This is a genomic window from Halorubrum yunnanense (assembly GCF_026586675.1).
In the GTDB taxonomy this organism is placed as follows: domain Archaea; phylum Halobacteriota; class Halobacteria; order Halobacteriales; family Haloferacaceae; genus Halorubrum; species Halorubrum yunnanense.
Genome location: NZ_JAODIX010000050.1, coordinates 1 through 25,860 on the forward strand (window position 1 = coordinate 1; position 25,860 = coordinate 25,860).

Sequence of the window (25,860 nt, forward strand, 5' to 3'; positions counted from 1 at the left end):
CCGAGATAACGAGATGATTCCACGGGCTCACACCGTGCCGGCAGTTGAATCATCGGGGTAAAGACATACCAAGATCTTTTGTGTGGATACTCGGACTGAGACGTTTGCGCTCGTTGCGCTTGCTCCTCGGGGCCAGTTTCGAAGCGGACTATTTACTGAGAGATAGCGAGCCAATTGCTGAGAACCCTGTGAGCGAATCAGCGACGACCGCGACGGTCCAGTCGGCAAGTCCGATCATGAACCTGGCGACCGTAGTCCGCTCATCGGGATCAATGCCACCCTGACGACTACCATGAGCGGTAGTCTAGTGAGAAGCAACTCGCCAAGCGCGGGTCTAACGAGTCCTTGACAACTTCTCCGCGCTGAAGCGCGAGGCTTCCTCTTCGATTCTCGGTGAAAACTGGGCTAGCTTTCGGCAGCGGGAGCAAAATCCTCGGACTGACTGTACTTTGTTTCGAACTCTTGAATGAGTTGACCCATTTTTGCGTACCAGTCGTTCAACATTCGCTGCATCTCCCCCGAAATCTTCTCAGGATCGGTTGGCTGGTAGACGTGGTAGTAGCCACCCTGGTCGTAGTTGATCTGCTCTTCGCTGATGAGGCCTGCCTGAAGGAGTCGCTGGATCGCGCGGTAGGCGGTCGAGCGCTCCCGGTCGACGGCCTCGCTGATCTCGTCGACTGTCAACGGCTCATCGCTCTCGACAAGCCTCTCAAAACAATGCCTGTCCAACGGCTTGAGACCGTGGAAACACTCCAGTAAGCCCTCACACTCTATGTCGCTCTGGAGCTGTTTGGCCAACGAGTCTGGCATAGTATTACGAGTAAGTACGGCCCGTGTTAATAAAAGACTTGTGTATACAACCCACAATACTGTATACGAAGCCCCGAACGCGTCGGTTTCGTCGATCACGAACCGCCAGGTAGACTGCGGCGGCGGTTAGACGAGGAGTTGGATGTCCGCCTCGGCCATGTCCTGAATGGCGGTCGCGGCGCCGACGCCGGTGGTGACGCCGTCGTAGAAGTCGTCCTCGTCGTAGTCCATCAGCTCGATGGTCATCTGACAGGCCTGGAACTCCACGCCCATCTCGAGGCTCGTCTCGAGGAGCTCCTCGACCGTGGCGGTGTCGTTGTCCGTGATCCGCTTTTCCATCATCTTCGTCGTCACGCGGTCCATGCCGGGAAGCGCGGCGACGGCGTTGGGGACGGGCATGTTGGGGTTCCCGACGGAGCTGAGCTGGAGGCTCTTCGACCGCTCCTCGTGGAGCATGTCGAGCCCCCAGAAGGTAGTGAAGACGGTCACCTCGTAGCCGAACGCGGCCGCGGTGCTGGCGAGGATGAGCGGCGGATACGCCATGTCCAGCGTCCCCTTCGTGGCGATGATGCTCATCTTCTTGCCGCCGTCCTCGGCGGTGGCCTCGGCGAGCGCGTCCTCGAGCTCGTCGACGCGCGCAGCCAGCTCCGCGCGCGAGGGCGCGCCCTCGGCCGGCCCGTTCTCAGCCGGCGCGTCGGGTGTGTCCGTGCTCATCGTTACTCCGTCTTGCGGACGTAGTGGTTGTATACGTCGTCGCCCTCCGTCTGGTCGACGAGCTCAACGCCCTCGGTGCCGTCGGCCCAGCCGTCGATGTCGCTCATGCTACCGGGGTCCGTCGCCACCACCTCGAGGACCTCGCCCGCGGCGAGGTCGTCGATGGCAGACTTCGTCTTCACCACTGGCATGGGACACGATGCGCCCTTCACGTCGAGCGTCTCCGCGATGTCGAATTCGGCACTCATTGTGTATCTGCTCCGATGTCTGTATTGGAGATATCGCACAATATTCTCTGGTGAAGTAAAACTGTGTCGGTTCTTGGGAATACTGCTAACTATTGTATAAAGTAAAACCGGTTTAGACGGTTTATGAAACCACTAGGAGCAGAATCGCTCGTGTACACGCGAATCCTGCGGGCGATAGTATTGTTTAAAATTGGAAATACTATGGCAATCCTTTTGTGCGTCGGTCCGATAGAAACGACCGCGAAACATGAACGCCGATGACTTTCCGACTCCGGATGTCGATGTCGACTCCGTCGACCCGGAATCGCTCAAAGACCGAATCGACGCCGGCGAGGACGTCACGATCCTCGACACGCGCATGACATCCGACTACGAGGAGTGGCGCGTCGACGGCGAGAACGTCACGTCGATCAACGTGCCGTACTTCGAGTTCCTCGAAGACGACATCGATGACGACGTCATCGACCGGATCCCCGACAACCGCGAGGTGACCGTCCTTTGTGCAAAGGGCGGCGCCAGCGAGTACGTCGCGGGCACGCTCGCGGAGCGCGGCTACGACGTCGACCACCTCGAAGACGGGATGAACGGCTGGGCGAGCATCTACGAGGCCGTCGAGGTCGACCGCTACGACGGCGCCGGCACGCTCCTCCAGTACCAGCGCCCCTCGTCGGGCTGTCTCGGCTACCTCCTCTACGACGACGGCGAGGCCGCGATCATTGACCCGCTCCGGGCGTTCACCGACCGCTACCTCGACGACGCCGACGACCTCGGCGTCGACCTGACGTACGCCATCGACACGCACGTCCACGCCGACCACATCTCGGGCGTGCGCGACCTCAACGCCGAGGGCGTGGAGGGCGTCATCCCCGACGCCGCCGTCGACCGCGGCGTCACCTACGCCGACGAGCTGACCACGGCCGAGGACGGCGACGCCTTCGAAGTCGGCGACGCGGCGATCGAGACCGTCCACACGCCCGGCCACACGACCGGGATGACCTCCTACCTCGTCGACGAGAGCCTCCTCGCGACCGGCGACGGGCTGTTCATCGAGAGCGTCGCCCGTCCCGACCTCGAAGAGGGCGACGACGGCGCCCCCGACGCCGCGCGCATGCTGTACGAGTCGCTTCAGGAGCGTGTGCTGACGCTGCCCGACGACACCCTGATCGGCGGCGCGCACTTCAGCGACGCGGCCGTCCCGGCCGACGACGGCACCTACACGGCGCCGATCGGCGAGCTCGTCGAGGAGATGGACGCGCTCACCATGGAGGAGGACGACTTCGTCGAGCTGATCCTCTCGGACATGCCGCCGCGCCCGGCCAACTACGAGGAGATCATCGCGACGAATCTCGGTCAGAACGTCGTCGACGACGACGAGGCGTTCACCCTCGAGCTCGGCCCGAACAACTGCGCGGCCAGTCAGGACTCGCTCGCGGGTGACTGACGACGCCGATGGTTGCTGACCCAGTACTGCTTCAGGCGGTCGCCGAGCTGTTCCCCAACGGGATCAGCCGGTACGCCGTCGGCGGGCTGCTCGTCGGGCTCGGGACCGTCGTGATCTACGTCGGCACGGGCATCCCGGCGGGAGCGAGCACGTTCCTGGAGTCGACGCTGTCGTACGTCTCCGACCAGTCGCGATTCCAGCGGTACGTCGGCTCGCGGGACTGGCGGGTCGTGTTCACGGCCGGCATCATCCTGGGCGCACTGGCGTTCGCCGCGACGGTCCAGTCGGGCGTCGTCACGACCTCGCTGTACGAGCCCGGAACGACCGGTCAGCTCTACGAAGTCGCCGGCGTGACGCTGTGGACGACGGACGTCCAGCCGTGGCGGCTGTTCCTCGGCGGGATCCTGGTCGGCATCGGGACCCGCGTCGGGAAGGGGTGTACGTCCGGACACGGCGTCTGCGGCGTCGGCTCGGCGTCGAAGACGTCGCTGGCCGGCGTCGCGACGTTCCTGACCGTAGCGATCGGGACCGCACAGGTCGTCGCCGCGTTGGGGGTGAGCCCGTAGATGGCTGACCGACATCCCTTTTTCAAGCCGCTGGTGTTCGTCGGCGGGCTGATCTTCGGGTTCGGGCTCGGGTTCAGCCACATGGCGCGGCCGGAGGTCGTGGTGAACTTCCTCCTGTTCGAGGACCTCGGCCTCCCGTTCGTGATGTTCGGGGCCGCGATCGTCTCCGGCGTCGCGTTCGCGCTGCTGCCGCGGATCCGTGACACCGCGCCCCTCACGGGGAGCCCGTACGAGCGCCGGCTGAAACCGTTCGACCGGAACGTCCTCGTCGGCGGCGCGGTGTTCGGCGTCGGCTGGGGGCTCTCGGGGATCTGCCCGGGCGCCGCGTACGCCAGCCTCGGGGTCGGCAACGTCACGATCCTGTGGGCGCTCGGCGGCATGTTCCTCGGCGCGTACGCGCAGGGGTACTGGCGGAGCCGCAGTCGAGCCCCCGAGGCCGCCGCGGCGGGCGCGGACTGAGGCCCCGACGCGATGGACCCCGCTCTCGTCGCCCTCTTCGTCGGCGCGGCGCTCGCCAGCCTGTTCATGACGTGGGTGATCGGCGCCGGGTTGAGCGGCGCGACTCCGTTCACCCCGGCCGTCGGCGCGAACGCGGTCGCGACGATGCGGGCCGCGCTGCTCGTCGGCGTCTTTGGCTTCGCCGGCGCTGTCACGCAGGGCGGCAACGTCTCAGAGGCCGTCGGGAGCGGCCTCGCCGGCGGGATCAGCCTGCTCACCGGCGTCATCCTCGTGCTCGTGTTGGGCGCCGGGCCGATGGCGGTCGGCATCGTCACCGGGGTCCCGTTCGCGACCGCGTTCACTGTGACCGGCGCGGTGATCGGCGTCAGGCTCGCGCTCGGCGGGACGCCGGTCTGGGCGAAGTACGTAGAGATCAGCGCCGTCTGGCTGTTGGTGCCGTTCGTCGGCGGCATCGCGTTCGGAATCGCCTCGGTCTTCCCGCGGCCCGGGGTCGCCGAGCGGTACAGCGTCCCGGTCCTTGTCGGGCTCGTCGGCGCCGTCCTCGTGAACGTCCGGTTCAGCTTCCTCGGCGACGGGCCCGCGCCAGGGACCCTCCGCGGGCTCGGACAGCGGAGCCTCTCGATCGAGAGGCTCGCGTCGGCGGTCCACGATCACCGGCCTCGCGGCGCTGGCCGTCGCGACCGTCGTCTGGTGGGACATGAGGCGTGACGAGTCCGGCAGCCTACGGCGTGTGCTGCTCTCGGGTCGCTCGTCGCGTTCCTCGCGGGCGGGAGTCAGGTCGCGCTCGCGGTCAGCCCGCTGCTCCCGCTGCTTGACGGGGTAGGGATGATGTCGACGACCCCGTCTTCGTCGGCGGGGGTTTGAGATGCTCGTCGGCTCGTGGACCGACGCGGCCCGGATGATCAAGTCGCTCTCGCAGGACTACTCGTCGCTCGGGCCGCAGCGCTCGATCTCGGCACTCGTCCCGTCGTTTCTGATCGCGCAACTGACGGTGCTGCTCGGCGTGCCGGTTTCGTTCAACGAGATTGTCGTGAGCGCGATCATCGGGAGCGGCGCCGCCGTCGGCGGTCGGGAGGCCGTGGACGCGGAAAAGATCCTCACAACGGTGGGGGCGTGGGCGGGCTCGTTCGCATTCTCATTCGCGCTCGCGTACGCGACTGCCACGGTCGAGTTATAAACATCGCACGCTGCGGCGTCGACTTTTTAAACAGTCCGGGGCGGCGGCACGAGGAAGACGTTGCCCGTCGCGCGCGCAACGATCTCCTCCGAGACGCTGCCCAGCAGGAGCCGCCGGATTCGGCTCCGACCCTTCGACCCGACGAGGACCGTCGACGGGGTTGCCTCGGCCTCGACGGCGAGGATCTCCTCGGCGGGGTCGCCGCGGCGGAGTTCGGTCCGCGTCTCGATTCCCCAGCCTTCCAGCGTGCTCGCCCGCTCGGCCAACCGCCCCGCCGGGCCGACGCCGTCGTCGGCCCCCACGTCTTTCGGCGATCGGACGTGGACGAGCGTCGCCTCCTCGGTCGCGTGACGGAGGTAGCAAAAGGCTTCGAACGCGCGGGCGGCGTGCTCGGAGAAGTCGGTCGCGAAGAGGACGCTCCGGGAGAGGTGCTCGCGACGGACCGTCGGGTCGTTGACCGCCCGCTCGACGCGGTTGACTAAAAGCGGGACGACGGTGGTCCGGGCGAGGTTACGCGTGGTCGAGCCGACGACCCGGTTCTCCAGCGGACTCTGTCCCGCGAACGACGTGCGTCTCGACGGCGAACCCCGCGGCCTCGATCACCGCACGGTACCTGTCGAGCCCCCGTCGGCGGCGCTCCTCGAAGTCGACGCCGGGCATCCCGGGGTGGACGTTCGCCGAGACGACCGTGACGAGGTGGATCGTCCGAACGCCGATGCGGCCTAGACAGTCCAGACACGTCTCGTTCTCGATGGCCGCCTCGCTGGCGGCCAACAGGTCGTTCGCGCACAGGGCCCGCATGTCGACGCCTTGGGCGGGCGGCGACAACACGGTTGCGCTCGGCCCGAAAGGCGTGCGGCCGAAGACGTGCGGCGACCGCAGCGCAGACGACGCGCGGGGCCCACCGGATGCGGAAACCTCTCCGTAAGTTATCGATACTCCGACCGGGGTTACCGGAATATAGTATTGTACGATCAGCCCAAAACCGTTATAGGCACGAAGCAGGTAGGAGAGGGTGAAGAGAAATGTGCCAGAATCGAATTTCCGCGTTCGGAAGTCGGAGGATGAGTCAATGGCTGGACTAGAGATACCCAGCTGGGACCCGGAGACCGCCCTGCTTATCGGCGCGATCCTCCTCGAAGCGTTCGTGCTGTACGTGGGCTACGGTGGCCTCGAACGGCTCGTCGGGCCGTACCTAATGGACCTCATCGTCGGGGGTAACGCGAGTGCTCGGTAGCCTTCTCAGCGGGCCCGGCTTCCTAGGGACGAGCCCCGAGATGCTCGCCCTGTTCGCCGGGTTCGGCCTCGTCGTCGGGGTCCTGTTCGGGTTCTTCGGCATGGGCGGGTCGTTCCTCGTCACCCCCGCACTGCTAATGCTCGACTACCCGGCGCCCGTCGCGGTCGGCAGCGGGATGGCGTTCGTCTTCGGGACGGCCGTCATCGCGACGCTGAAACACCACGACCTCGGGCAGGTGGACTACAAGCTCGGCGTGATCATGATCACCGGGACGACCATCGGCATTGAGGCCGGGCGCGCCAGCGTCTACTATCTCGAATCGATGGGGCTCGCCGGCGGCGTCATCAGCGTCGCCTACGTCGTCCTGCTCGGCGGCGTCGGCGCGATGGTCACCCGCGACGCCCTGAAGGGCGACGGCGGGGGCGGCGTTGACCACGAGGCGACCGACAAGGACCTCGACGAGTACGAGATCCCCGAGATCGCGAAGAAGATCCAGCAGACGGTCCGGATCCCGCCGATGGTGACGCTCCGCGGCGACGTCCGCGTCTCCGCGTGGGTCATCACGGCCGTCGCCTTCGCGACCGGCGTCCTGTCCGGGTTCCTCGGCGTCGGCGGCGGCTTCATCCGGATGCCCGCGATGATCTACGCGATCGGCGTCCCGGTGCCCGTCGCGGTCGGGACGGACCTCTTCGAGATCGTCTTCTCCGGCGGGCTCGGGAGCTACCTCTACGGACAGGGCGGCGGCGTGAACCTCGGTATCGTCGCCCCGCTGCTGTTCGGGAGCGCGCTCGGCGCGCGCGTCGGCTCCGCGGCGACCGCCGTCGTCGACGCCGACGAGATCAGGGTGTACTTCGGCGGAATGCTGCTGGTCGGCTCCGTCGCCGTGGGTATCGGCGAGGTTGGCTCGTACCTCGGCAACGCGACGCTCGAGCTGCTCGGACTGGTGCTCGTCATCGGCGCGGCGGTCGTCGTCGCGGCCGCGGTCCTCTACACGACGGTCACGTCGCTCCGCGTGACGCGGCAACAGCAGACGTCGACCGCCGACTGAACCGGGTTTCGCCGTCGGTCCCGCAACCCCGATCTTGTACATTTGCTTCAGAACGGCTGACGAGCGAAAGCGATCGGTCCGTCGTGCGCCGACGCGGTCGGCGCGCCGAGTCTCTCCCGCCTCTCACAGCCGCTCTTGGCCGCCCTCCTGTGCGAGGAGGACGACCATCGAGAGCCGGGAGATGAAGATGAGCGTCGGCATCACGGCATACTGGTAGAGCGCGTCGTCACTGCTCTGATGGCATGAAAGCCTGCTAAGTCCCTAGAGTGTGTAAAGAGGCTCTGGGGCGGTTAAAGGCCGATGACTCAACAGCGTCTTCGAACGAATGGCTCTGATTGGCCTACTGGCAAGGACGCACTATCATGGGAGGTCGCCCGAGTAGGCGTGGCTCCCTTCATATACTTCCCACTCCAGAGGAATCATATCTCGGTCGCGAGTGACAACACTGTCGCGTCGGCGGCAGCGCGCCGCCGACAGCGACGGTCCATCTCGAAGATCACACTCACCAGCGCTCCGAGGACACTCCACGGTCAGTTCAATCTGACTTACTGCCATCAGATGAGATTACGCGCCTGTCGATGTGATCGACTGATCCTATATCCATCTTCAATTAATACCCACATCTGAGTTGTGTAGCGGTGGTGAGTGTCGCTCGTAAGATCAGCCGTTCCTTGTGGATCTTCTGGGCGCCTTCGATCAGCCGATCAAGAAGTGGCAGCGGTGAGTAGCTGACATAGTCACTATTCACGACACGTCGAGTCGATCATAGAATGTCCTCGGTTCGACGATATCGATCCCACGGAACGAGTCGAGGCCGAGCAGATGTCCGTCGCCGGAGACAACGTAGTCGACGCCACCGGCGACGGCCGCTTCGAGGAATTTGTCGTCGTCGGGGTCCGCTCGACTGCCGTAATATCCTCTTGGGGATCGACAAACTCTGAATAGTATCGGATCAGTTCGACTTCTTGTTGTACCTCGTGTTCGCTCATCTGAAAGCGCTCCGGATACTTGAGCAGCGTTTCACGGAACTCGGTGAGCGTTTCCACCGAAACGACGACCTGGTACTCGCGTTCGAACCCCTTGACCAGCAGTTTGTGTGGCACGCCCGTTGCGATAACACCCGAGATGAGAACGTTCGTATCCAACACCGCCCTCATTCGTCGCTGCTTCGCGCCTCGTGGACGAGTCGAGTGACCTCATCAAGAGACATGTCGCTCGCGTCTGCTCGATTCTCGACACGCCGTTGAAACTCTTCGATCGACGGGAGGTCGACTTTCTTCAACACGAGACCGTACTCCGTCGGGACAACCATGAGCTTCGTTCCCTGTTCGAGTCCGAATTGATCTCTGAGTTTACTCGGGATTGTGATCTGTCCCTTCGAGGTTACCGTGGTTACTTCAGGTTGGTCGGAAGCCATCGTCTGTAAGAATTCCTTACTCAAGAGGTTGAATCTACCGGTCAATTCGCAGGCTCGTTCTCACGGCTGGTTCACGGTATCCTACTCGGAATTAATAGAGTCGAGTCGCTGTATCCAATCTCTATATTCAGCAGTCAGTAGCAGCCTATATCACATATCGAATAGTTGTTTCGCTAGGTTGGACAAGAGCCATCTACAAATTGGCCTACGATTAGGCCTATAGATCAGTATAGAGAACGCGACTGAACCGTCGGCTCGAAAACCGGATCCGCACCCGGGTCGGACTCGACATCGCCCGTGACATACGAGATCTTCTTCCGCTCTCGCTCGGCAGCTGCCGGACTCATTTCTCCGAGGTAGTGGTTCCGGAACGTCTCCCAGTCCTCCCACCCACTGAAACTCATTACCACGGCGGGGAGGACGCCGCAGTCCCACAAGAGATGCCCGCCCCACGTCCGCCGGAGGTCGTGGACGTCGAGGTAGGTCCATCCCTCGTCACTGGTTGCCGCGTAGCGTCGCTCGCCAGCTCGCTTCACCCAGCGATAGATCGAGTTCGGCTCAACGCCAACGACTGGCTCGTCGGGATCGCACTCGTACGAGAGTGTTCGAACGGAACTGGCGAGTTCTTTCGGGATCGGCGTCTCCCGATATTTCCCGCGCTTCGCGTAGTCGTTCCACACGCCGAGGAAGCCGTCGGGGGCGTGCGTAAAGTCGTTGCTGGTGACGCTGGCGATCTCTTCGCGACGGATCCCGGCCTGAACGCCAAGTCGGAACGCGATCTCCTGCTCGGGAGACTTCGCCTCGTCGATGAGCGCTGCGACCTCATCGTTCTCGTCACTCTGGCTGGGCCAGACCCGCTTCCCGTCTCGTTTGCGGTAGTCGTCGAGTCGTATAGTAGGCTTAGCAAGTAGAAGCTACTAAAAAACGTGTAGAATAGATGCCTGAGGGGCAGTTTGAGAGTTAGATCGGACTAATCGGTAGGCGAATACCGGAGAATAACACGTTATCGTCGCGATCGACGTCGCGTGAGTTAGTCATACACTAATGTCAGTCGCTATTCAAGTGAAAGTTTCTGTGGTCTGATCGTCTGACGTGCTTTTATCTTTGCGTGCTTTGAACGCAACTCGTTCCATGAAGTCATTCGCTGTCGCGAATCAGAAAGGGGGTGTCGCCAAGACGACCAACACGATCAACCTCGCCGGCGCGCTCGCCGACCGAGGGCACGACGTGCTCGCCGTCGACGCTGACCCGCAAGGGTATCTGACCAACACGCTCGGCTTCCGCGATGCGTACGCCGCGGACCCGCCGTCGCTGTACTCGCTGTTCAACAGCCCACACGAGCACGACGCCGACGAGGTCATCCTCGAACATGCGGAGTTCGACGTGCTCCCCTCGAACGTGGACATGTTCAAACTGGAGCAGAATCTCATCGCGAGCGGTCGCCGGCCACGCCAGCGCCTCGAGGACGTCTTCGACGATCTCGGTGGCTACGACTACGTCTTCGTCGACGCCCCGCCGTCTCTCGGGCCGATCAACGACAACGTCCTCCTCGCGTGCCGAAACCTGCTCATCCCGGTGGAGGCTGCGGAGTCGTCGATGCTCGCGCTCGAACACCTCCTCAACCAGATCGAGTCGCTCGAACGCGACTACGACGTCCAACTGCGAGAGCAGGCTGTGCTCATCTCGAACGTGAACTACCCGCTCGACAACGAGCAGCGGGAGGCGATCGACTGGTTCGGCGAGACGTTCGAGGGGCGGTGCCCCGTGTTCGAGATTCGGAAGCGCGCCGCGATCAAGCGCACCCTGAACAACGGCGGGTCACTGTTCAGTGATGACGCCGAGGAGTGTGACATGCGGGCTGTGTACGAGGACGTCGCCGCGACGCTCGTGGAGGTCGCCGATGACTGACGACGACCAGAAGAGCGACCTCTCCGAGCGGTTCCGCGGTCGGTTCGACGACCCGACTGACGACCAAGAGGAAGATGAGCTCGACGAGACGGGAGAGCGAGATGAAACTCACGCCACGCAGTCAGAGCAGTCCGAGCGTTCCATTCCCGAAAAGACTTCAAAGAACGCAAAGAACGAGATGAACGCCATGCGAGTAAAGAACGTCAAGGAGTCATGGAGCGCAACCAGCGTCTACCTCCCAGAGTTCCTCGACCGACAGCTCACAACCACGTACAAGCACGCCGATCTCGAGTTCGAGGAGGAGTTCGGGCGGTCGCTACAGAAGACACGCTACTACTACCCGCTGCTCGTCGAGCTGGGAATGGAACGCATTGAAGAGATGGAGGCCCATGAACTCCAAGAACGCATTGAAGACTTGGAAGCCGATGCGGGTGAGGAGTAGCATCCTTTCCTCAGCCTGTTGAGATGCGCTTAGTCGGCATCTAACTCACACAAGAGACGCTTCTCCACCGTCTGCCTGTTAGAACCATAACTTCGGAGGATGGATCTCATGCGTGCCTTTGTTTTCTCACAAAAGATCTGATTGAAACCCTGCTAAATCAATAACGATCTGTCATTCGAGTACCGCTCCAGCAGGTCCTTGATTCACCGTGAACTGTTCGCGTGAACTTCGTCAAACAAGTCTGTGACCCGCTGTTCGATATTGTTTCGAATCACACGGACCTGATCGAGATCTTGGCCATCAGGATCTGTTAGCGCCCAGTCGCGAACATCTATCTCTTCAGCATCGAGTTCGAGTGTCGAACAGCCCATTGTGGCGACGACGTCACATGATTCGAGCTCAGTCGTTGAGACTTCTCGGGGGACTCGATCCGAGAGATCGATCTCGTGGTCTTGCATGACCGTCACGACTTCGTCGTGGACGCTGTCGGCGGGGTGAGTACCACCGGTAATGATCTCAACACTGTCTTCGAGTCCACGACGGTCACGCTCGCGTTCGGCAAACGCTGTCGCCATCTGACTGCGACCAGCATTCTGTACACAAACGAATCCTAGAGTAACCGGCAAATCATCACTCATAAACACCAGAATAGATGCTGTCGACTCGAGATCTTATATGTGATGTATGTACGTCTCAATAGGTCGACACGGGTCTGAGAGTACTTCTCAGACAGCCCATCAAGAGCCGTTGTACCTGAAGTAACAGCTATACCGATCCCTCTCGCTTGTGGAGGTGTGACTGAATCCGATGAGCGGACGGACCACCAGATCGCGTTCGTTTGTGTCCAAAACGCAGGACGGAGCCAAATGGCGGCGGCGTTCGCTGAGCGCGAGCGTGACCGTCGCAGTGTGGGCGATCAAATTACGATCGTTACCGGTGGCACACAGCCCGCAGATCACGTCCACGAGATTGTCGTCGAAGCAATGAGAGAGCGAGACATCGATCTCAGCGACCGAACGCCGCGAGAGGTGACGCCAGACGAGCTACAGGCGGTCGATCTCGTCGTCACGATGGGGTGTTCCGCATCGGACGTGTGCCCGGCGACGTGGAACGGCGAGAATCGCGATTGGGGGCTCGACGATCCCCACGAGCGTCCGATCGAGCAGGTTCGTGAGATTCGTGACGAGATCGAAGAACGTATTGTCTCGCTGTTCGACGAACTCCTGTCGCAAACTCCGTCCGCGGAGTGACGATTGGCAGGGTCGTCAGCCGGAACGGCCCCTATGACCTCCGCTAACAGCAGCCGTCGTCGTCGGCGCCGCAGACGCTCCCGTAGTCGACACCGGTCTCGTCGCCGATCGCCTCGTTACACTGCATTACCATGGTGGTGAACGCGTAATCCGAGGAGGACTCTTTCGCCGCCGCGAGCTCCTCGCCGAGCGCCTCGGCGGCCGTGACGACCTCTTCGTCCGTCACTTCGGACTCGCTGACGTCCTGACCGGAAGCGCTCAACAGCACCCACCTCCGGTGGATCGCGCGAACTCCTCGCCGATCTCGTCGCTGATGGTGTCGTTCGTCCGCTGAAGCAGTTCTATCAGATCGGCCTGTGCGGCCTGCTGACGCTGGATCGTCTCGTTGTTCGACATCTCGGTCTGGAGTTGCTTCAGCTCGGCCATCACCGACTCGTCGAAGCCACCACGCTGCATCTGTTGTTGCTTTCGCTGGTACTCGCGAAGCAGCGCCATCGCGTCGTCATCGTTCTGTAACGCCTCGTCAGCCTCGACGAACTGTTGGTACGTCTCCGACTCGCCGAGAGCGTCGAGGAACTCGCGGAGCGCCGCCTCGACGTTGGCTTCTACGTCTTCCTCATTGGACATGCCAACGCTGTCCTCGGCCGCACCTTCCACGTCCTGTGCGTCGCTCACGAGGGCGTCACCTCCGGTGCGTCCTCTTCGACCACGTCTGCGAGTCCAGTAATCTCCTCACCGAAGGCGCTGAGTTCTTCGAGCCCGATTGGTTCATCCTGCCGGAGCGGCGCCAACATCAACGGCGCGTCGAACCGGTCTCGAATCTCTTCGAGATACTGGGCCTGCTGGGCGCGCCGGTTCGCGAAGAAGGCGTTGTCGCCGTACTCCTCGGGGAGGAGGTAGTTGGCGACGACCAGCGAGGTCTCGATGCCGACCTGATCTTTGAGGTCGGCGGCAGCCCGGTACGCCTCCATCATCGGGGTGTACTCGGGGTACATCACGAACGCGAAGGTGCTCCGTTCGGGGTCTTTCATCGTCTCGATGACAGCGTCGTACTGGTCGCCCTTTGCGGGGGCGGCGCCCTTCGTCAGCGAACCGAGGTCCATGAACCCCTTCCAGTCGGAGGGGAGTTCGAGCAGTCGGAGCGTGTGGCCCGTGGGGGCCGTATCGAAGACGACGACGTCGTAGCCGTCCTCGTCGAAGTAGCTCACGAACTTCTCTAAGGCGGCCATCTCCTCGGCACAGGGCGACTCCAGCTCCTCTTCGACGTTCGCGATCGCAGCGTCGACGTCGATCTGCGTGTCGTCTTTGTCCTCGTACATCTCGGTGACGTGGTCGAGGACCTGCTCGCGGTACTCCGCGAGCGCTTTTTCCTGGTCGATCCGCGCCGCGTCGAGGTTCTCCTGCCCGACCGAGGTGGGCTCGTGACCCACGGGCTCGCCGAAGATGTCCTCGAGATGCGCGGCCGGGTCGGTCGTGACCACGAGCGTCTCGTGGCCCGCCTCGGCGAGCTTCGTCGCCGCCGTCGAGGCGACTGTACTCTTGCCGACGCCGCCCTTGCCGGTGAAAAAGAGGTACTGCGTCTCCTCACCGGGCGTGAGCTGGTCGACGACCGCGTCGGCGTCCGCCATCGAATCGAAGTCGGCTGCGCCGTCAGCATCGACATCAGTCGCGGTCCCGACGTCGACGGTCGCTTCCCTGCCGTCGTAGAGGGCGCCACCCACGTCGGCAAGCAGGTCGAGGCCGGCGATCTCGCCCGGCTGGAGCGGGTACGTCGCCGTCGCGTCGGCGTCGAACTCCTCCCGGGCGCGCTCGATGACAGCCTGCTCGTCAGCACGCTTCCCATCGAAGAAGGGATCCTCACACACCGACTCGGGGAGGTAGCCGTTGAGGATCAACAGCTGTGACTCGATCCCGAGCTCACCGAGGTCGCTCGCGCTGCGTTCGATCTCGTCGATCGAGGAGTCCTCCGGCTTGCCGACGAAGGCGAAGGAAGTGCGCTCGTCGTCCTGGAGCGTGTCGATGGCACGTTCGTAGTCCTGTTTTTTGTCCTCCATCGAGGCCGCCGGCCCGATACAGGTCGAGCCGCCCTTCTCCAGTTCGGCGTTCCAGTCGGAGGGGAGCTCCATGAGCCGGATGGTGTGGCCCGTCGGCGCCGTGTCGAAGACTACGACGTCGTACTCCGGGCTGTCCATGAAGTCGACGAAGTTGTCGAAGGCGGCGATCTCCTCGACGCAGGGACTGTTGAGCTGCTCTTCGACCGTCTGGATCTCCTCCTCACCGAGCAGTTCGCGCATCGGCTCGATCGTCTCTTGGCGGTACTCCTCGGCGGCGGTGTCCGGGTCGATCTCGATTGCCGAGAGGTTCTCGATCCCGTCGATTGCGGTGACCTCGTGGCCGATCGACTGCCCGAAGATGTCCGAGAGGTTCGGGGCAGGGTCGGTGGTCACCAAGAGCGTCTCGTAGTCGTTGTCGGCGAGCCACGTCGCGGTCGCACAGCTCACCGTGCTCTTGCCGACGCCGCCCTTCCCGCTGAAGAAGACGAACTCGGTGTCGTCGCCGCTCGGTTCGACTACCTCACGCGCGCTGGTCGTTGTTGACTGTGATTGTGCCATTCGTTAGGCCTCCTGCGGCGTTGGGCTCTCGTCGATAGCCGCGGTCAGTTCGTCGTACGAGAGGTACTCGCCCTCGGCAACAATCTCGTCGTCGACAACCGTGATCGGGAGGATCGACGGGCCGTCCTCCTGGACGCGGTCGTAGATCCGCTGCGTTTCGAGGAACTGGTCGATGTTGTGCTGCATGTTCGCCCGGTTGACTTCGAGCTCGTCGAACGCGTCTTCGAGCTGGTCGAGCGCCGCGCTGACCTCGACGAGCTCGTCGTCGGGGTCGGGACCGCAGACGCCGGGGGAGCAACACATCGCTTCTTCGTACAGGGTGAGTTCGGTCATGAGTGGGTCGGATCGCGGTCGTACGTCTGATGTATCGTTCACAGCAGGACACGTTGGTTTGTCCTCGCTGTAGTCGATTCATTTGAACAAACTCTCATACAATTATAAGCCCTTCGGTCGGCTATCCCCACATCGGTCGCATAGTCATTTCATCTTGAACGACCGAGAGTCCCGATCACCCGATGAATCCGTTGGTGGCCCACGATCCTGGGTCGTCGACACACGTCGTGGTTCGACACTTCGACGCCGGGGCACTCACGAGGACGAGCGCACTTTCGACATCACCGCTCTGGATCTGTCGCGTCGCAGTCGGCAGAATCCAAACCGCGTCGCCAGCTTCGATTTCGACGGATTCTTCGTCGATAACGACGGTGGCTTCACCCTCCAAGAGGACGTATCTCTCATGCGAGACAATATTTGAAGTGTTACTATATTGTTTTTGCTGTCCAGCTACCAGTTGAGACGGCGCTCCGCAACGTTTAATCCCGGCTTGGTTCAATTGTTTGTATGTCATCTACCGAGCGTTTACAGCGGTACGTCGCTGATGAGTGCGGCTCCTGTACAGACGAGGACCTCGCCGACCGGTTAGCGGAGCTAGAAGAACTGAACGAGACCGTTGGCGGGTCCGACCTGGAGACCGACATCGAGATGCTGTCGGCGCTCGGCAACGAGACGCGATACAAGATCGTCCGGATGCTTCACGCAGCTGATGACGAGGAGCTATGCGTGTGTGAGCTCTCGCCGCTCTTGGACGTGAGCGACAGCGCGATCAGCCACGCCCTCTCGCAGCTCACTGACGCCGGCCTCGTCACGCGCCGGAAGGAAGGGAAGTGGCGGATGTATCGCGCTACGCCGCGTGCGAACGCGGTTCTTGTTGCGCTCGACGGGTCGCGGTCGTTATAAATTGGCCTCGGCTCAGAGGAGGCCGGCGAAGACGGTGTTGAACAGCACGCCGACAGTGATCCCGATCGTCACGACCGTCGTCGCGTAGATCGCGAGCAGGCGGCGTTCGAACAGCTTATTTAGGAGGATCAGGTTCGGGATGCTGATCCCCGCCCCGCCGATGACGAACGCGATCACCGTTCCGATGGGGATCCCCGCCTCAGTGAGCGAGTGCGCGATCGGCAGCATCCCGCTGATGCTCACGTAGATCGGTGCGCCGGCGAGCGCGGCGACCGGCGTCGCGAGCGGGTTCCCCGGACCAGCAATCTGCTGGAGGAACTCCGCCGGCACGGCGCCGTGGATCAGCGCGCCGATCGCGATCCCGACCGCGATGTACGGGAGCGTGTCGCGGAAGAAGGAGAGTGCGCCCTTGCCGGCTGCAGTCACGCGTTCCCTGTGGGTTCGGTTCGCCGCTGTCGCGCCGCACTCGCTACAGCCGCCGGCGTCAGCTGTAGTCGAAGCGGATGTACCGCCATCAGTCGCGATCTCGCGGCCGCCCGCAGTGATCCGGACGTCTTTGATATAGCCGTCAAGATCGAGCGTGCCGATGATGAGTCCCGCGACGATCGCCGCGAGCAGCGCAGTTGTCACGTATGCGACGGTCACGCCGGTTCCGAACAGCCCGAATAGCAGGAACACGGCGATCCAGTTAACGATCGGTGACGCTAGCAGGAACGAGAAGGCCATACCCGTCGGCGCGCCGGCACCTAACAGGCCAGCCAAGACGGGGACGGTCGAGCACGAGCAGAACGGTGTCACCGCGCCAAGCCCTGCCGCGAGAACATTTCCGCTCCCGTGATCGCGTGCCCGCAGCATCTCCTCAACGCGCTCTGGCGGGAGGTATTCTTGTGCGAGCCCCACGAGGAACGAGGCGCCGATGAACAGCGGCGTGAGGACCATCGCGAGGTGAAGAAAGTAGTCCCACGAGTCGAGCAGCGCCGCTTCGGTCCCCGGCGGGATCATCGGTCCTCACCTAACGCCGCGGCCAGATCGAGCAGCTGGAGGCTCGCCGTGTCCGCGATCCGGTAGTACGTCCACTTCCCCTCCTTGCGCGTGGCGACGATGCCAGCGTCGCGAAGTTTCCGCAAGTGCGACGCGACCGTCGACTGGGGAGCATCGAGGACGGTCTCCAACTCGCAGGCGCAAAGTTCTCCATCCCGCAGCGCGTGAACAACTGCGAGTCGCTTCTCGTTGGCCAGCGCCTTGAACGACGACAGTTCCGCCTCGACGACTGCGTCGTCCGCGCGTCGAGTCTCCGGGAACGGCCCGTCACAGCAGACACCATCCTCCATCCGTCGGAGCGTCCCGCTCGCGGATTCGGAGCCCGCTTGAGCCGCCGCGTTCGGTTCGTTCGACATCGTCGATCAGTCCTCCGTACGGTCGGCGCGCTCGTCCGGCGCGTCCGCCTCGTTTTCGTCCGAGTCCACCTCCTCGATTTGCATGTCACAGCAGCTCTCGTCGTCGTTCGACTCGCCACCGAGCAGTCGGTCGAGTATCGACATACATATCGATATAATCCGATTTGACTTAACTCATTTGGTCAGGTGTTCAGCTGACTCGAGAGAGCACTCGACCCGGATTTATGTTCAGATGTGTTTGTTCGACGCAGTTCTTCCACCGAACTATCTACATACGAGATAGTGTGGTAAACCGGATTATTCATGGGTTCTACCGTGCTTGACCAGTATTAATCTATGACAGATTATATTGATACCGAGTAGATTACCTCGGTCTCAACACAGTAGAACCGAAAGGCCCTTTAATATATGAGGAAATACTAAATTGTATGTCGCAGCAGATAGCGGCTCAAGACGATCGGACGGACCGTGAAAACGAAATATCGATTAACGAGTCGCTGAGCGAGGAGAGCAAACGTCAGCGCGACAGTATCGACAACGTCGGCGCATTCGGCATGCGAACCGGTGAGTCGGATCTGATCTTCTTCCAAGGTATTCTCCCGGAGATCAACGGGGCAATAAGGGGATCAGAGCCGGTTAACGAGCAGATCGAGATGTGCTTGGATCGTCTCGAACTAATGTTAGAGAACCGTAACGCGTCGCTCTCGGACGTCATGAAGGTCGAGATTCAGCTCGCAGACGCAGACGCAGCGGAGACCGTGGATAGCGAGTACAAGTCGCGATTTGATGAGGTGGTGTTTCCGCCACGGAGCGTCGTCGGTGTCTGCTCGTTGCCTGGCGGTGCGGACGTCCAGCTCGACGTGATTGCCGCCGAAGAGTAACCGTAGCTGTCCGTGTAGTTCGATAATAGTGGCATTTCGCTCGCCTTTTGCCGTCTTGAAGGCCGACAGAACAATTATTCCGGTCGCAGCGAATACGTCAGTTATGCCCGACTCTTCTTCAGACCCGATTGCTGGGACAGATTTCGACAAACTGATCGACGACGCGACGACGACTGTCGACGTCAAAGCGCTGTCGGCGTTCGGATACGAGACGCGATATCGACTTGTCCGCCTGTTGGTCGAAGCGGACGGCGCGGTCAGATTCGACGAGATTACGCCCTACGTGTCAACGCTCATCCCGAGACATTGTAACATAGAAGTTTCTCGAACCAGCTGTCCGGTTCGTTGAGTTTTAGTTCAAGGAAATTGAGATATCGTTGGAGATGATGTTTTGAGACACCTCTGAACTTCGCCAGCCACTGCCGAAGGAAGCTGTGGCGGTTCTCACAGGTGTTCGTGTGGGCATCGCCGATGACGTAGGTATCGGAGTGGGTGACGGCCAGATGGCCGTCCACCCCCTCCTTCTCCTCGATCTCGTCGTAGATTGTGTAATCATCGGTACAGAGGATGACGCTTCCATCACTGTATTCAGCGATGTCTTCGTCGGCGTCTTGGAGATCCTTACAGACGAGAAACAGAACTCGTCCGTCATCCCGACGGACGAGTGTCAACACCGGTGGTTTGTCTGATTCGAATCGTCCTCGTCCCTTTTTTTGAGTCCGCGCTCGCGCGGACTCTGACCCTCGTCTTCGATCCCTTTCTCACCAGCTGTCACGTAGATTTCGTCAGCTTCACAGACATCGTACAGCTCAAATTCATCGATCTCCCCGCTCACATCCTGGACTTTGTGAACGAAGTTGAGAACAGCTTCGTAGTCTCGGCCAAGGTCACGAGCGATCTGAGCGGTCGGCTCAGATCGCATCTCCTTGACGATGTAGAACATCTCTTCCAGTTTGAAGCGATGTTGGCCGAAGATCGTGTTTGTGAGGTCGTTAAAATACGTCTCACACTCCTTACACCAGTACTGCTGGGCGTCTTTTCCGGTTGTTCCGCGCTTGACAACGTCGTCACTCTCGCAATGGACACACGTCACCGTCTCGCCGAAGCGGGCGAGACGGAGACGTTCGAAGCACCGTTCACGTGGTGGAAGGAACACTTGCGCAGACTTCTCGTCCATCTTGGAAGGCACTTGGAGAGCGAGAAAAATTGATGTTACGGCTTATCGGGATGAGCGATAGATGAATAGATATAAATCTATTGGAGTATCAGAATGCATCCATACATTGCCGAGGTCATCGGAACAGCGATCCTCATTATATTCGGTGGTGGTGTCGTCGCCAACGTCGTTCTCAACGAGACGAAAGGGAACGGCGGCGGCTGGATCGTCATCACGTGGGGATGGGCTATCGGAGTGTTCATGGGCGTGTTCACCATCAGTCAGGTCAGCGGGGGACACATCAACCCCGCCGTGACGGTCGGCCTCGCTGCCGCCGGGCTGTTCGATTGGGCGCAGGTTCCGGCGTACGTCGCCGCACAGACGGTCGGCGGATTCCTGGGTGGCGTAGTGGTGTGGCTGGCGTACAAAGACCACTTCGCCGCGACCGAAGACGAGGACGTGAAGCTGGCCATCTTCTCGACCAGTCCTGAGATCCGGAACTACTCGACCAACCTGATGACCGAGATCATCGGGACGTTCGTCTTGGTGTTTGGCGTCCTTTACCTGAACTCCGCTGGATTCTTCGACGCTCAGTCGGGTGAGGTGCTTCAGTCGATTACCATCGACGGCCAAGCGGTCGGTTTCGGTCTCGGGGCGCTGTCGGCGCTTCCGATTGCGCTCGTCGTGCTCGGTATCGGACTCTCGTTAGGTGGCCCCACTGGATACGCGATCAACCCCGCACGCGACCTCGGACCGCGCATCGCCCACGCAATTCTCCCGTTTTCGCACAAGGGACCGTCGGACTGGGCGTACTCCTGGGTGCCCATCGTGGGACCGATCCTCGGGGCGCTTCTCGCGGCCGGACTGTACCGTCTGCTGTGATGTCATCGGGGTACCACGAGTCTGGACCCTCTACTCCGCGCCCCGAAGCCGGACTCCGATCCCAGTTTCCGACTTGCTCCAAAGGGTTTTAATATATGAACAACTGTTCATCTATTATGGGCCAGCAGACAACCGAGGTCGAACCGGAATCGGAGCAGCGTACCGAGATGGATATCGATCCCACACTAAGCAAAGAGAGCAAGCGTCAGCGCGAAGGGACGGGCAACATCGGTGCATTCGGAAAGCGAACGGGCTCGTCCGACCTACGTTTTTTCGAGGGAATACTCCCTGAGATCGACGGAGAAATATTAAGTGATCACTCAATCGAAGAGCAGTTCTCGACCGCGCTCGACAATCTTGAAGCCGCACTCGCCGACAACCGAAACGCGACGTTCGGCGACGTGATGAAGCTCGAAATCCAGCTCACGGATCCGAGCGCCGCGGAGGCGATCGACCACGTGTACGAGTCCCGGTTCGACGACGTCGAACTTCCCCCGCGGACCGTTGTCGGCGTCTGTTCGCTCCCGGGCGGTGCGGACGTCCAACTCGACGTGATCGCGGCCGAAGAGTAACGACCGCTGCCGACACACCCATTATGAACACTCATCTGAACACACACCGGTATCGCTCTCCGTCCGACTCACCCAACACGACGGGGGTGATGGCGTCGTGAGCGACGCCGCTCACGAGCACGGGCCGAACTGCGACTGCGAGGCCTGCGGGGACCCGAGATCGATGGACTTCCTCGATAAGTACCTCACCGTCTGGATCTTCGGCGCGATGGCGATCGGGATCAGCCTCGGCTACGTTGCGCCGTCGGTGACCGGTCCGATTCAGGACCTCCATCTCGTGGAGATCGGCCTCGTGTTAATGATGTATCCGCCGCTCGCGAAGGTCAACTACGGCCAACTCCCCGCCGTCTTCAAGAACGTGAAAGTACTCGGGCTGAGCCTCATCCAGAACTGGCTCATCGGCCCCACACTGATGTTCGGGTTGGCGGTCATCTTCTTCAGCGGTCTCGTTCCTGGACTGCCTGCCCGACCTGAGTTCTTCCTCGGGCTGGTGTTCATCGGGATGGCCCGCTGTATCGCGATGGTGCTGGTCTGGAACGAGCTCGCCGAGGGTTCGAACGAGTACGCCGCGGGGCTCGTCGCGTTCAATAGCGTCTTCCAGATCGTTACGTACGGCGTGTACATCTGGTTCTTCGCTCTATTTCTCCCCCCGATTCTGGGCATGGAATCGCTCGTTGCCGGCATTTCCGCATTCAATATTACACCGATACAGGTTTTCGAGGCGATCGCGATCTTCCTCGGGATCCCCTTCGCCGCCGGCATCCTCTCCCGATTCGTCGGCACGCGGGCGAAAGGTGTTGAATGGTACGAGGAGACGTTTGAACCCACGATCAGCCCGCTCACGCTGATCGCGCTGCTCTTTACAGTGATCGTGATGTTCGCGATGCAGGGTGAGCGCATCGTCGCGCAGCCAAGTGACGTCCTACTCATCGCGGTGCCGCTGACGATCTATTTCGTTGTGATGTTCTTCGTCAGCTTCGGCATGGGCCGTGGTATCGGTGCCGACTACTCGACGACGACTGCGATCGGCTTCACCGCCGCCTCAAACAACTTCGAGCTCGCGATCGCCGTCGCCGTCGCGGTGTTCGGTGTCGGCTCCGGGGTCGCGTTTGCCACCGTTATCGGTCCGCTTATCGAGGTGCCGGTGCTGCTCGCCTTGGTGAAAGTCGCGTTGTACCTCCAAGACCGGTACGACTGGCGGGGATACACGACCGGGCGGCTAGACGAGACGACTACGACCGAAGATGGATCCTCAAGCTCCACGGCTGATGACTGATACTTAACCAGCTATTCGCCACACGCTTACAATCCATTTGACGATGAAGAGAATATGTTTGTAGTCATGCCGGTGTGGTAACTTTGCTATCGACCTCACCATTTTCTAAATGAGTGGTTCCGGCAGTCCTCCTTCCAAAGATGAACCCCGTATGCAGTCTCTGTGCGAAGCGTACCAGCTCGGTATCACCATCCGGGACAAACTCAAAGAAGCCGATCTCGTCACCGTGTTCGAGGATTTCGATCACGCGATAGACGCGATCGAAGACGGGTATCCAGCATGGCATCCCGCGCCACTCTCGTTTCGCGCGATGGTGCTCTCGTTCGTGTTCATGGAGATAACGGGTGACTCATACGCTAACTTCACTCGACGACTCACCCGACAACCGGAAGTAGCGACTATCCTCGGCTTCAGCCGAGTGCCCGACGAATCGGCGTTCTCGCGGGCATGGCGGAACCGATTCGACGACGCGATCCACGAATACGTCCACGCTGCCGCCCACTTCGTTGTCAAAGAGGTCCACGATCGTAACATCTCAGCGCCCGAGGTTCGGCCAAAGGCAGAGATCGTCGAGGATACTGAGGAAGCCGCAGACTCAGTAGAAGACGAATCCTTCTCACAGGAGAAGATCATCCAGACGACGCGCCTCGCGCGTGATCACGCCTACGGACACTTCGACTCTGATCGGGCAGCGAACGCCTCATACGAGGACACGCAATTTTTCGAGTTACAGACGTTCATGGGGATGGTTCGGTGTGGAACCGCGCAGGGAGCGACTCGCTTCCAGCACCGGCGTGGCAAGGACTACGGACCCCACGGCGATACGCACCTCCGCGCTGTCAAACAGTTCGATCCTGACGAGCTCGTCGACGGCTTCAATGAGACGACAGAGCAGCTCCTCTCCGTGATCGCCTCAGAAGCATCCTTTCGGAGGCCAGTTACTGCCGCGATCGATATCACGACCATTCCCTACTACGGGGATGTCGAAGAGATGCCGATGGTCAGCGGGACCAAGGAAAGAGACGGTCGAGCGTTCAAATTCGCGACGCTCTCGATCATCGGGCAGAACATCCCGCTGATTTTGGCTGTCGAGCCGGTTCGAGAGAGCTCTGAATGGGATGAGAACCCTTCGAATCAGATCCATCGTACTGTGCGACGGCTCGTTCGACAAGCGAAAGAGCACGTTCCAATCGAGACAGTGCTGTGTGATCGAGAGTTTGACTCGATACAAGTGTTTCAGACGCTCTCAAACCTTGATGTGAACTACCTCATTCCGAAGCGAGTCTCCAGCTCCGAACAGGATGTACTCGAACAAATGGAGGAAGACGACCAAGAGGTGGCTGTTGAGTCGGCTTCTATCCATGTGAAATCTGGATCGCATCCAATGCGGCTCTTGTACGTGCCGTCGACGAGTGGGGAGGGGACAGCCGTCTTCGCGACGAATCTCCGAGTGGGATCCGATGAGGCCGAGGCGTTCTGTAAACGGTATAGTCGCCGGTGGCAGATCGAGAGCGAGTACAAATCGATCAAGGGCGACTTTCTCGCCAAGACCTCCTCGAAAGACTACCGCGTTCGATTGTTCTACTTCGTGTTCGCGGTCCTCTTGTACAATATCTGGCGGCTCACCGACTTCCTGCTGAAAGCGGACGTTGACGGCGAGATGGACTACGCACCTGTGATTACTGCGGGTGAGTGTGTTGAGCTCGTTGCCTCAGCATTGATTCCACACGACTAACCCGCTAAGATCTCGCTGAGTCTGCCGTTCGGGAGTGGCAACTCTATTCAGGAGCGCTAAAATCCATACAATTTCGTACGCTTGTCCGGTAGTTCAACTCAGAGATTCAAAAACGGTCCTTGAGTGGTGAGAATAACCATGAATAGATGGCGATTTAACTCAAAACTAGCTCATCCTCCGAGACTGTGGTTAGAACGCAACCGAGGATTCCGTATCGCGATATACACTATACAAACAGACGAAACGCGGTGTCTACCCGAAACACCCCACTATCGAAGTGTATCTCACGGGCTTTTACCCCTGCTTCGAGGCGGGAGGATCGACCTGCTCGCGGGTGTGAGAGCGGCGGACACCGGGTTTCCGGTGAGTGTATGTACAGATTTCGAGATTAACCAGACTATCTCGAACACTGACCCCATCATCCTCACCGTCCTGCGGTTTCAGTCTTAACCAACAGCCGGCAGTTCTACCACCGGTTGTTGGTTAAGACTGAGCAGAGCGGCATTCCCGGACCACACGGATCGGTGTGTATGGGCGAGATCTTCCGTGTCAACTGCCCGGGCTGTGGACAAGAGAAGGGCCCGATCACGACGCACCCCGGCACCGTCGGCATCCACTGCTCGTGCGGGATCACCGCAACTGTCGACATCGGCGCGCAAGAAATCGATGAATGGTGGGAGCGGGAAGACTGACCTACCGCAGGTCGACACCCACGTTTATTCTTCACGCCGGGCAGAATATGGTATGAGCCGTGAAGCCCCGGCCGACGCTGACAAGGTCTCGGACGAGGAGCTCACCGAGCTGCTTGCCGATGCTGAGGGGACGACGCCCGAGGAGATTGAGCACGGCGCTTTCGAACTCGAGATCGCACCGCCTGAAGGAGCTACCATCGTCGACGTCGACGAGTAACACTGCTATTTCGAGGTTTCTTCAGTATCACTGAGCAATGGCTATAGCTGGATCCATCGAGTGGCGGTTCTATCCTCAGAAACAACCCAGATCGGCCAGATATTGGCCACCGTTGACAGTCGCCCCACAGGAAAGGAAATTCACTGGGGAGAATAAAGACGGCATTCACGCCGCTTGATCCTCTAGTTGAGAGCTTAGAGTCTGCGACTCAAACTCACCTTTCCGTTTATACACCGTCTCAGCCGCCATTTTCGGCCGATAAAGTGTTAGATGCTCAATATTCAAAGCCGAGTAAACACGTACGTCTCCTCGAGATACTGTTCAACCACTTTTTTGACACCGCTCCTGCCGTTCCCACGAAGCATCCAGTTGTAACCTCACAGAGCGGGAAGTTCTCACTCTCACTTGCTTGCGGCCTTTCCTGTGGTTCGTAGCTGCCGCCATTTGACTCCGGTAAATGAGTGGCCTATCCTGTCTAGCGCGATTA

General features: G+C 60.8%; 33 protein-coding genes and 2 pseudogenes. 18 read left to right on the forward strand and 17 right to left on the reverse strand.

Annotation, left to right across the window (positions count from 1 at the left end; all coding sequences use genetic code 11):
* Positions 1-405: 405 nt before the first annotated feature.
* The 3 genes from N5096_RS11750 to N5096_RS11760 all read right to left on the reverse strand — a co-directional run bounded on the left by N5096_RS11750 (position 406) and on the right by N5096_RS11760 (position 1,772).
* Positions 406-810, reverse strand: coding sequence for a helix-turn-helix domain-containing protein (locus tag N5096_RS11750; RefSeq protein ID WP_267664935.1), 405 nt, complete (start codon positions 808-810; stop codon positions 406-408).
* Between the two features lie 126 nt (positions 811-936).
* Positions 937-1,524: a DsrE/DsrF/DrsH-like family protein gene (locus N5096_RS11755; protein ID WP_267664937.1), complete on the reverse strand. Its 588-nt coding sequence runs from the start codon at positions 1,522-1,524 to the stop codon at positions 937-939.
* 2 nt (positions 1,525-1,526) lie between these two features.
* Positions 1,527-1,772 (reverse strand): sulfurtransferase TusA family protein, encoded by a 246-nt coding sequence (locus tag N5096_RS11760; RefSeq protein WP_026046107.1) that lies wholly within the window; start codon positions 1,770-1,772, stop codon positions 1,527-1,529.
* Positions 1,773-2,019: 247 nt separating this feature from the next.
* Here N5096_RS11760 and N5096_RS11765 point away from each other — a divergent pair, with 247 nt between their 5' ends.
* From N5096_RS11765 to N5096_RS16365, 4 genes and pseudogenes are all read left to right on the forward strand, one after another.
* Positions 2,020-3,213, forward strand: a complete 1,194-nt coding sequence (locus N5096_RS11765; protein WP_267664941.1) for an MBL fold metallo-hydrolase — start codon at positions 2,020-2,022, stop codon at positions 3,211-3,213.
* A gap of 8 nt (positions 3,214-3,221) precedes the next feature.
* The gene (locus tag N5096_RS11770) at positions 3,222-3,779 is read left to right on the forward strand and encodes a YeeE/YedE family protein (RefSeq protein ID WP_267664942.1); all 558 of its coding nucleotides are present in this window, start codon (positions 3,222-3,224) and stop codon (positions 3,777-3,779) included.
* Positions 3,780-4,238: a YeeE/YedE family protein gene (locus tag N5096_RS11775; protein WP_267664943.1), complete on the forward strand. Its 459-nt coding sequence runs from the start codon at positions 3,780-3,782 to the stop codon at positions 4,236-4,238.
* 12 nt (positions 4,239-4,250) lie between these two features.
* Positions 4,251-5,415: pseudogene (locus tag N5096_RS16365) on the forward strand (anion permease).
* 26 nt (positions 5,416-5,441) lie between these two features.
* Here N5096_RS16365 and N5096_RS11790 read toward each other — a convergent pair.
* Positions 5,442-6,216 (reverse strand): annotated as a pseudogene (locus tag N5096_RS11790) (universal stress protein).
* Positions 6,217-6,487: 271 nt separating this feature from the next.
* On the opposite strand from N5096_RS11790, the gene N5096_RS11795 reads away from it, so the two are divergent.
* Both N5096_RS11795 and N5096_RS11800 read left to right on the forward strand, forming a co-directional pair.
* Positions 6,488-6,652: a DUF7512 family protein gene (locus tag N5096_RS11795; RefSeq protein WP_267664948.1), complete on the forward strand. Its 165-nt coding sequence runs from the start codon at positions 6,488-6,490 to the stop codon at positions 6,650-6,652.
* Entirely contained in the window at positions 6,642-7,700 is a 1,059-nt protein-coding gene (locus N5096_RS11800; protein ID WP_267664949.1) for a sulfite exporter TauE/SafE family protein, read from the forward strand. The genes N5096_RS11795 and N5096_RS11800 overlap by 11 nt, the downstream gene beginning before the upstream one ends.
* Positions 7,701-8,440: 740 nt before the next feature.
* On the opposite strand, the gene N5096_RS16530 is transcribed toward N5096_RS11800, so the two are convergent.
* The 3 genes from N5096_RS16530 to N5096_RS11815 all read right to left on the reverse strand — a co-directional run bounded on the left by N5096_RS16530 (position 8,441) and on the right by N5096_RS11815 (position 9,896).
* Positions 8,441-8,857, reverse strand: coding sequence for a PIN domain-containing protein (locus tag N5096_RS16530; RefSeq protein WP_267664951.1), 417 nt, complete (start codon positions 8,855-8,857; stop codon positions 8,441-8,443).
* Positions 8,854-9,117, reverse strand: a complete 264-nt coding sequence (locus tag N5096_RS11810) for an AbrB/MazE/SpoVT family DNA-binding domain-containing protein (RefSeq protein ID WP_267664952.1) — start codon at positions 9,115-9,117, stop codon at positions 8,854-8,856. The genes N5096_RS16530 and N5096_RS11810 overlap by 4 nt, the downstream gene beginning before the upstream one ends.
* Positions 9,118-9,341: 224 nt before the next feature.
* Positions 9,342-9,896, reverse strand: coding sequence for a site-specific integrase (locus N5096_RS11815; protein ID WP_267664990.1), 555 nt, complete (start codon positions 9,894-9,896; stop codon positions 9,342-9,344).
* On the opposite strand from N5096_RS11815, the gene N5096_RS11820 reads away from it, so the two are divergent.
* From N5096_RS11820 to N5096_RS11830, 3 genes are all read left to right on the forward strand, one after another.
* Positions 9,819-10,028, forward strand: coding sequence for a hypothetical protein (locus N5096_RS11820; RefSeq protein WP_267664953.1), 210 nt, complete (start codon positions 9,819-9,821; stop codon positions 10,026-10,028). The genes N5096_RS11815 and N5096_RS11820 overlap by 78 nt on opposite strands.
* Before the next feature lie 220 nt (positions 10,029-10,248).
* Positions 10,249-11,025, forward strand: a complete 777-nt coding sequence (locus N5096_RS11825; RefSeq protein WP_267664955.1) for a ParA family protein — start codon at positions 10,249-10,251, stop codon at positions 11,023-11,025.
* Positions 11,018-11,467: a DUF8160 family protein gene (locus N5096_RS11830; protein WP_267664957.1), complete on the forward strand. Its 450-nt coding sequence runs from the start codon at positions 11,018-11,020 to the stop codon at positions 11,465-11,467. Before N5096_RS11825 ends, N5096_RS11830 begins: the two co-directional genes overlap by 8 nt.
* Before the next feature lie 203 nt (positions 11,468-11,670).
* Here N5096_RS11830 and N5096_RS11835 read toward each other — a convergent pair whose 3' ends face one another.
* The gene (locus tag N5096_RS11835; protein ID WP_267664958.1) at positions 11,671-12,105 is read right to left on the reverse strand and encodes a low molecular weight phosphatase family protein; all 435 of its coding nucleotides are present in this window, start codon (positions 12,103-12,105) and stop codon (positions 11,671-11,673) included.
* Between the two features lie 189 nt (positions 12,106-12,294).
* Between N5096_RS11835 and N5096_RS11840 the strand changes: the two genes are divergently transcribed.
* Positions 12,295-12,717: an arsenate-mycothiol transferase ArsC gene (locus tag N5096_RS11840; protein ID WP_267664991.1), complete on the forward strand. Its 423-nt coding sequence runs from the start codon at positions 12,295-12,297 to the stop codon at positions 12,715-12,717.
* Between the two features lie 43 nt (positions 12,718-12,760).
* Here N5096_RS11840 and hcsS read toward each other — a convergent pair whose 3' ends face one another.
* The 5 genes from hcsS to N5096_RS11865 all read right to left on the reverse strand — a co-directional run bounded on the left by hcsS (position 12,761) and on the right by N5096_RS11865 (position 16,050).
* Positions 12,761-12,985, reverse strand: coding sequence for a halo-CC-star protein HcsS (gene hcsS, locus N5096_RS11845; protein ID WP_267664959.1), 225 nt, complete (start codon positions 12,983-12,985; stop codon positions 12,761-12,763).
* Positions 12,976-13,392 carry a halo-CC-star protein HcsL gene (hcsL, locus tag N5096_RS11850; protein WP_267664961.1) on the reverse strand — a complete coding sequence of 139 codons (417 nt, stop codon included), beginning with the start codon at positions 13,390-13,392 and terminating at the stop codon, positions 12,976-12,978. Before hcsL ends, hcsS begins: the two co-directional genes overlap by 10 nt.
* Complete coding sequence (gene arsA / locus N5096_RS11855; protein ID WP_267664963.1) at positions 13,389-15,329, reverse strand: arsenical pump-driving ATPase; 1,941 nt, start codon at positions 15,327-15,329, stop codon at positions 13,389-13,391. Before arsA ends, hcsL begins: the two co-directional genes overlap by 4 nt.
* Positions 15,330-15,332: 3 nt before the next feature.
* Positions 15,333-15,662 (reverse strand): arsenite efflux transporter metallochaperone ArsD, encoded by a 330-nt coding sequence (gene arsD / locus N5096_RS11860; RefSeq protein WP_267664965.1) that lies wholly within the window; start codon positions 15,660-15,662, stop codon positions 15,333-15,335.
* 175 nt (positions 15,663-15,837) lie between these two features.
* On the reverse strand, positions 15,838-16,050 hold the full coding sequence (locus tag N5096_RS11865; RefSeq protein WP_267664966.1) for a cupin domain-containing protein: 213 nt from the start codon (positions 16,048-16,050) through the stop codon (positions 15,838-15,840).
* A 119-nt stretch (positions 16,051-16,169) separates the two neighbouring features.
* Between N5096_RS11865 and N5096_RS11870 the strand changes: the two genes are divergently transcribed.
* Positions 16,170-16,565 carry an ArsR/SmtB family transcription factor gene (locus tag N5096_RS11870; RefSeq protein WP_205252838.1) on the forward strand — a complete coding sequence of 132 codons (396 nt, stop codon included), beginning with the start codon at positions 16,170-16,172 and terminating at the stop codon, positions 16,563-16,565.
* Positions 16,566-16,577: 12 nt separating this feature from the next.
* Here the strand turns inward: N5096_RS11870 and N5096_RS11875 are convergent, their stop codons facing one another.
* Genes N5096_RS11875 through N5096_RS11885 form a run of 3 tightly spaced genes read right to left on the reverse strand, consistent with a single transcriptional unit; the run spans position 16,578 to position 18,106 of the window.
* Positions 16,578-17,567: a permease gene (locus N5096_RS11875; RefSeq protein WP_267664968.1), complete on the reverse strand. Its 990-nt coding sequence runs from the start codon at positions 17,565-17,567 to the stop codon at positions 16,578-16,580.
* Positions 17,564-17,962, reverse strand: coding sequence for an ArsR/SmtB family transcription factor (locus N5096_RS11880; RefSeq protein WP_205252836.1), 399 nt, complete (start codon positions 17,960-17,962; stop codon positions 17,564-17,566). The genes N5096_RS11875 and N5096_RS11880 overlap by 4 nt, the downstream gene beginning before the upstream one ends.
* A 6-nt stretch (positions 17,963-17,968) precedes the next feature.
* Positions 17,969-18,106, reverse strand: a complete 138-nt coding sequence (locus tag N5096_RS11885; RefSeq protein ID WP_158295129.1) for a hypothetical protein — start codon at positions 18,104-18,106, stop codon at positions 17,969-17,971.
* Positions 18,107-18,390: 284 nt separating this feature from the next.
* Here N5096_RS11885 and N5096_RS11890 point away from each other — a divergent pair, with 284 nt between their 5' ends.
* Complete coding sequence (locus tag N5096_RS11890; RefSeq protein ID WP_267664971.1) at positions 18,391-18,843, forward strand: RidA family protein; 453 nt, start codon at positions 18,391-18,393, stop codon at positions 18,841-18,843.
* Between the two features lie 293 nt (positions 18,844-19,136).
* On the opposite strand, the gene N5096_RS11895 is transcribed toward N5096_RS11890, so the two are convergent.
* Positions 19,137-20,020, reverse strand: a protein-coding gene (locus N5096_RS11895) for an IS1595 family transposase (RefSeq protein ID WP_267664972.1) whose coding sequence is annotated in 2 segments (ribosomal slippage) — positions 19,137-19,558 and positions 19,558-20,020 — 885 coding nt in all. Because the reading frame shifts where the segments join, the coding sequence is not laid out codon by codon here.
* Positions 20,021-20,113: 93 nt separating this feature from the next.
* Between N5096_RS11895 and N5096_RS11900 the strand changes: the two genes are divergently transcribed.
* The 6 genes from N5096_RS11900 to N5096_RS11925 all read left to right on the forward strand — a co-directional run bounded on the left by N5096_RS11900 (position 20,114) and on the right by N5096_RS11925 (position 25,373).
* A complete protein-coding gene (locus tag N5096_RS11900; RefSeq protein ID WP_205252833.1) occupies positions 20,114-20,881 on the forward strand; it encodes an MIP/aquaporin family protein in 768 nt (255 codons plus the stop codon).
* 116 nt (positions 20,882-20,997) lie between these two features.
* On the forward strand, positions 20,998-21,453 hold the full coding sequence (locus N5096_RS11905; protein ID WP_205252832.1) for a RidA family protein: 456 nt from the start codon (positions 20,998-21,000) through the stop codon (positions 21,451-21,453).
* Between the two features lie 97 nt (positions 21,454-21,550).
* A complete protein-coding gene (arsB, locus tag N5096_RS11910) occupies positions 21,551-22,729 on the forward strand; it encodes an ACR3 family arsenite efflux transporter (protein ID WP_269751356.1) in 1,179 nt (392 codons plus the stop codon).
* Positions 22,730-22,880: 151 nt separating this feature from the next.
* Positions 22,881-24,464, forward strand: a complete 1,584-nt coding sequence (locus N5096_RS11915) for a transposase (protein WP_267664974.1) — start codon at positions 22,881-22,883, stop codon at positions 24,462-24,464.
* A gap of 530 nt (positions 24,465-24,994) precedes the next feature.
* On the forward strand, positions 24,995-25,156 hold the full coding sequence (locus N5096_RS11920) for a hypothetical protein (RefSeq protein WP_158093610.1): 162 nt from the start codon (positions 24,995-24,997) through the stop codon (positions 25,154-25,156).
* Between the two features lie 52 nt (positions 25,157-25,208).
* Complete coding sequence (locus tag N5096_RS11925) at positions 25,209-25,373, forward strand: hypothetical protein (protein WP_256948743.1); 165 nt, start codon at positions 25,209-25,211, stop codon at positions 25,371-25,373.
* The last annotated feature ends 487 nt before the right edge of the window (positions 25,374-25,860 follow it).

What these genes read in the sequence shown, in the direction of transcription:
- N5096_RS11750 (WP_267664935.1), bottom strand. Translation starts at nt 810, where the DNA reads ATGCCAGACTCGTTGGCCAAACAGCTCCAGAGCGACATAGAGTGTGAG.
- N5096_RS11755 (WP_267664937.1), bottom strand. Translation starts at nt 1,524, where the DNA reads ATGAGCACGGACACACCCGACGCGCCGGCTGAGAACGGGCCGGCCGAG.
- N5096_RS11760 (WP_026046107.1), bottom strand. Translation starts at nt 1,772, where the DNA reads ATGAGTGCCGAATTCGACATCGCGGAGACGCTCGACGTGAAGGGCGCA.
- N5096_RS11765 (WP_267664941.1), top strand. Translation starts at nt 2,020, where the DNA reads ATGAACGCCGATGACTTTCCGACTCCGGATGTCGATGTCGACTCCGTC.
- N5096_RS11770 (WP_267664942.1), top strand. Translation starts at nt 3,222, where the DNA reads ATGGTTGCTGACCCAGTACTGCTTCAGGCGGTCGCCGAGCTGTTCCCC.
- N5096_RS11775 (WP_267664943.1), top strand. Translation starts at nt 3,780, where the DNA reads ATGGCTGACCGACATCCCTTTTTCAAGCCGCTGGTGTTCGTCGGCGGG.
- N5096_RS11795 (WP_267664948.1), top strand. Translation starts at nt 6,488, where the DNA reads ATGGCTGGACTAGAGATACCCAGCTGGGACCCGGAGACCGCCCTGCTT.
- N5096_RS16530 (WP_267664951.1), bottom strand. Translation starts at nt 8,857, where the DNA reads ATGAGGGCGGTGTTGGATACGAACGTTCTCATCTCGGGTGTTATCGCA.
- N5096_RS11810 (WP_267664952.1), bottom strand. Translation starts at nt 9,117, where the DNA reads ATGGCTTCCGACCAACCTGAAGTAACCACGGTAACCTCGAAGGGACAG.
- N5096_RS11825 (WP_267664955.1), top strand. Translation starts at nt 10,249, where the DNA reads ATGAAGTCATTCGCTGTCGCGAATCAGAAAGGGGGTGTCGCCAAGACG.
- N5096_RS11830 (WP_267664957.1), top strand. Translation starts at nt 11,018, where the DNA reads ATGACTGACGACGACCAGAAGAGCGACCTCTCCGAGCGGTTCCGCGGT.
- N5096_RS11835 (WP_267664958.1), bottom strand. Translation starts at nt 12,105, where the DNA reads ATGAGTGATGATTTGCCGGTTACTCTAGGATTCGTTTGTGTACAGAAT.
- arsA (WP_267664963.1), bottom strand. Translation starts at nt 15,329, where the DNA reads ATGGCACAATCACAGTCAACAACGACCAGCGCGCGTGAGGTAGTCGAA.
- arsD (WP_267664965.1), bottom strand. Translation starts at nt 15,662, where the DNA reads ATGACCGAACTCACCCTGTACGAAGAAGCGATGTGTTGCTCCCCCGGC.
- N5096_RS11870 (WP_205252838.1), top strand. Translation starts at nt 16,170, where the DNA reads ATGTCATCTACCGAGCGTTTACAGCGGTACGTCGCTGATGAGTGCGGC.
- N5096_RS11875 (WP_267664968.1), bottom strand. Translation starts at nt 17,567, where the DNA reads ATGATCCCGCCGGGGACCGAAGCGGCGCTGCTCGACTCGTGGGACTAC.
- N5096_RS11880 (WP_205252836.1), bottom strand. Translation starts at nt 17,962, where the DNA reads ATGTCGAACGAACCGAACGCGGCGGCTCAAGCGGGCTCCGAATCCGCG.
- N5096_RS11885 (WP_158295129.1), bottom strand. Translation starts at nt 18,106, where the DNA reads ATGTCGATACTCGACCGACTGCTCGGTGGCGAGTCGAACGACGACGAG.
- N5096_RS11890 (WP_267664971.1), top strand. Translation starts at nt 18,391, where the DNA reads ATGTCGCAGCAGATAGCGGCTCAAGACGATCGGACGGACCGTGAAAAC.
- N5096_RS11900 (WP_205252833.1), top strand. Translation starts at nt 20,114, where the DNA reads ATGCATCCATACATTGCCGAGGTCATCGGAACAGCGATCCTCATTATA.
- N5096_RS11905 (WP_205252832.1), top strand. Translation starts at nt 20,998, where the DNA reads ATGGGCCAGCAGACAACCGAGGTCGAACCGGAATCGGAGCAGCGTACC.
- N5096_RS11915 (WP_267664974.1), top strand. Translation starts at nt 22,881, where the DNA reads ATGCAGTCTCTGTGCGAAGCGTACCAGCTCGGTATCACCATCCGGGAC.
- N5096_RS11920 (WP_158093610.1), top strand. Translation starts at nt 24,995, where the DNA reads ATGGGCGAGATCTTCCGTGTCAACTGCCCGGGCTGTGGACAAGAGAAG.
- N5096_RS11925 (WP_256948743.1), top strand. Translation starts at nt 25,209, where the DNA reads ATGAGCCGTGAAGCCCCGGCCGACGCTGACAAGGTCTCGGACGAGGAG.